Annotated in this window: 1 protein-coding gene; it reads right to left on the bottom strand. The window is 46.9% G+C overall.

Annotation, left to right across the window (positions count from 1 at the left end; translation table 11 throughout):
• The coding region (mtnN, locus tag ACNQ0T_RS24020; RefSeq protein ID WP_417930475.1) for a 5'-methylthioadenosine/S-adenosylhomocysteine nucleosidase at nt 1-286 on the bottom strand (286 nt) is incomplete at both ends.

Raw genomic sequence — 286 nt, 5'->3', positions numbered from 1 at the left:
GTTCGGTAGTTTCAATGAGTTTTGCATCAGCAATAAATGCCGGTGGGCACTGTGCCATTTGACCCGGCTCATAACCAAATGCGGTGACATCCGCATCGTGGTAGCGCACTTCGGTAGATACGACGATATCACCTACATTTAAACGTGGATCTAAACCGCCCGCAGAACCTGTATTGATGATAACATCAGGCTTGCAGTGTTCTAACAATAATGTGGTACCAATTGCCGCTGCGACTTTACCGATGCCCGATTTTAATAAAGCGACGTCAACGCCGTTTATTTTCCC

It is taken from the genome of Enterobacter cloacae complex sp.6700776 (assembly GCF_048284255.1).
GTDB lineage: Bacteria > Pseudomonadota > Gammaproteobacteria > Enterobacterales > Enterobacteriaceae > Enterobacter > Enterobacter intestinihominis.
This window is presented reverse-complemented; position numbering and strand designations above follow the sequence as displayed.